A 2,733-nucleotide genomic window follows, 5' to 3' on the forward strand; every position below is an offset into this window, starting at 1 on the left:
CTGATGAGCGGCACCTCGCTCGACGGGGTCGACGTCGCGTTGATCGAGACCGACGGGAAGCGGATCCAGGCCCTGGGCCCGTCCGGCTACCGGCCCTACAGCGAGCGGGAACGCAGCCTGTTGCGGGCGGCCCTGACCGAGGCCGCCAACCTGTCCCACCGCGACGAGCGGCCCGGCGTGCTGCGGGACGCCGAGCGCGCGGTCACGCTCGCCCATGCCGAGGCGGTGGCGGCCTTCACGGCGCAGCACCGGATGAAGCCCGAGGAGATCGACATCGTCGGCTTCCACGGCCAGACCGTGCTGCACCGGCCCGAGCGGCGCCTGACGGTGCAGATCGGCGACGCGCCGGCGCTGGCGAAGGCGATCCACATCCCCGTGATGCATGATTTCCGCGCCGCCGACGTCGAGGCCGGCGGGCAGGGCGCACCCTTCGTGCCGGTCTATCATCGCGCGCTGGCGCAGTCGCTGGCGCGCGAGGGGCCGATTGCGGTCGTCAATATCGGCGGCGTCTCCAACATCACCTATATCGACGGCAACGATACGCTGATCGCCTGCGACACCGGGCCCGGCAACGCGCTGCTCGACGATTTCATGTACCGCACCATGCACCAGGCGTTCGACAACGAGGGCAGGTTCGCGGCGCAGGGAAGGCCGGACGAGGCGTGGATTGCCCGCGCGCTGCAACTGCCGTTCTTTGCGCTGCCGCCGCCGAAATCGCTCGACCGCAACGACTTTGCCGCGCTGAAACTCGGCAACGTCATTCCGGCCGATGGGGCGGCGACGCTGACCGCGTTCACGGCGGCGACGATCGCCCGCATCATCCAAATGCTGCCCAAGCGGCCGAGGAGTTGGATCGTCTGCGGCGGCGGCGCGCGGAACCTGACCCTGCTCCGCATGCTGCGGGAGCGGGTGGCGCCGGCCACCGTGGAGGCCGCCGAGACGCTGGGATGGGCCTCCGACGCCATCGAGGCCCAGGCCTTCGGCTTCCTCGCCGCCCGCGGACTCAAAGGCCTGCCGCTGTCCTACCCGGCGACCACGGGCGTGCCGATGCCCATGACGGGCGGGGTGATCGCCAAGCCCTGATCGTATTGCGATTGTATTGCGCCGGCGCTGCCGACATTGACCGCCCGCAGCAAAGCCACGAATGCGCCCATGTCAGTCTTCAGCGCACGTTGGCGAGACGCATGTCGAGATAGGCGGTGATGGTCTCCATCAGCGGCTCGAGCTTGCCGTCGAAGAAGTGATTGGCGCCCGGGATGACCTGCTGGTCGATCACGATGCCCTTCTGCGTCTTCAGTTTCTCGACCAGGGTGTTGACGTCCTTCGGCGGCACCACCGCGTCCTTCTCGCCATGCACGATCAGTCCGGAGGAGGGGCAGGGTGCGAGGAAGGAGAAGTCGTAGAGGTTGGCGGGCGGTGCGATCGAGATGAAGCCCTCGACCTCCGGGCGGCGCATCAGGAGCTGCATGCCGATCCATGCGCCGAAGGAGAAGCCGGCGACCCAGCAGGCACGCGCCTCCGGGTTGATGGTCTGCGCCCAGTCGAGCGCGGCGGCGGCGTCCGAGAGCTCGCCGGTGCCGTGATCGAACGCGCCCTGGCTGCGCCCGACGCCGCGGAAATTGAAGCGCAGCACGGAAAAGCCGCGATGGGCGAAGGCGTAATAGCACTGGTACACGATCTGATGGTTCATCGTGCCGTGGAACTGCGGATGCGGATGCAAAATCATCGCGATCGGCGCGTTCTTCTGCTTGGCCGGATGGTAGCGGCCTTCGAGACGGCCCGCGGGGCCGGCGAAAATGACTTCAGGCATGGATGATCTCGTGATTGATTCCCGTAGAACCGATGCTCAGCAATCAACCGATTGAGCCGGCTTCATCGACGGTTCGCCGACGAACACGCGAATTGCGGGTGGAAAGGTGCGCCTTGCGAAGAAGCGCCGATGGCGCGCGGTGAATTGACGCGCGCGTTCTAGCATGAGGCGTGGGTCAAAAAGCAAGCATCTTGAACATCCGACAACGTGCTCAAGATGTTAGCGTGTCACCCGGACGTCTCGCGATCGGGGCGCCGGGGTCGTGGTTGCCAATGGCGGCGTCGCGGCCCATGTCTGTCGCGACCGAAGCCTACCTCTCCGAAAGATAGGTATTATAACACCGTATGCCCAACCGCGTCTATCTCGACTGGAATGCGACCACGCCGCTTCGCCCCGAGGCGAGGACGGCGATGCTGGCCGCCTGCGATCTGGTGGGCAATCCCTCCTCGGTTCATGCCGAGGGGCGGGAGGCGCGGCGGCTGGTCGAGGACGCGCGCGCAGCACTCGCCGGCGCCGTCGGCGCGCTGCCGCGCAACGTCGTCTTCACGTCGGGTGGAACCGAGGCCAATGCGCTGGCGCTGGCCCCGGGGTTGCGCGGCTCATCTGGCCGGTCGGTTCAGCGGCTATTGATGTCGGCGGTCGAGCACGCTTCGGTGCTGGTGGGCGGCCGCTTCGTCCCTGACGCCATCGGCCGGATCCGGGTGACGCGCTCGGGCGTCGTCGATCTCATGCATCTGGAGGAGTTGCTGCGGTCAGGGCCGCCGGCGCTGGTGTCGATCATGGCCGCCAACAACGAAACCGGCGCGCTTCAGCCGATTGCTGAAGCGGCTCGCACCGTCCATGATGCCGGCGGTCTCCTGCATGTCGACGCGATCCAGACGCTTGGAAAAATTGCATTCGATATCAACGCGATGGGAGCTGAT

At 66.9% G+C, this 2,733-nt stretch carries 3 protein-coding genes; 2 read left to right on the top strand and 1 reads right to left on the bottom strand.

The annotated features are described in order from the left end of the window. Positions 1 to 1,083 (top strand): anhydro-N-acetylmuramic acid kinase (locus KGM94_RS24750; protein ID WP_300265230.1); only part of this gene is annotated, 1,083 nt, incomplete at its 5' end. Positions 1,084 to 1,162: 79 nt separating this feature from the next. Here KGM94_RS24750 and KGM94_RS24755 read toward each other — a convergent pair. Next, positions 1,163 to 1,810 carry an alpha/beta hydrolase gene (locus KGM94_RS24755; protein ID WP_300265234.1) on the bottom strand — a complete coding sequence of 216 codons (648 nt, stop codon included), beginning with the start codon at positions 1,808 to 1,810 and terminating at the stop codon, positions 1,163 to 1,165. Between the two features lie 344 nt (positions 1,811 to 2,154). Here KGM94_RS24755 and KGM94_RS24760 point away from each other — a divergent pair. Continuing rightward, positions 2,155 to 2,733, top strand: a 579-nt coding sequence (locus KGM94_RS24760; RefSeq protein WP_300265237.1) for an aminotransferase class V-fold PLP-dependent enzyme, incomplete at its 3' end; no start/stop codon positions are given.

It is taken from the genome of Bradyrhizobium sp., from assembly GCF_028868675.1.
In the GTDB taxonomy this organism is placed as follows: Bacteria; Pseudomonadota; Alphaproteobacteria; order Rhizobiales; family Xanthobacteraceae; genus Bradyrhizobium.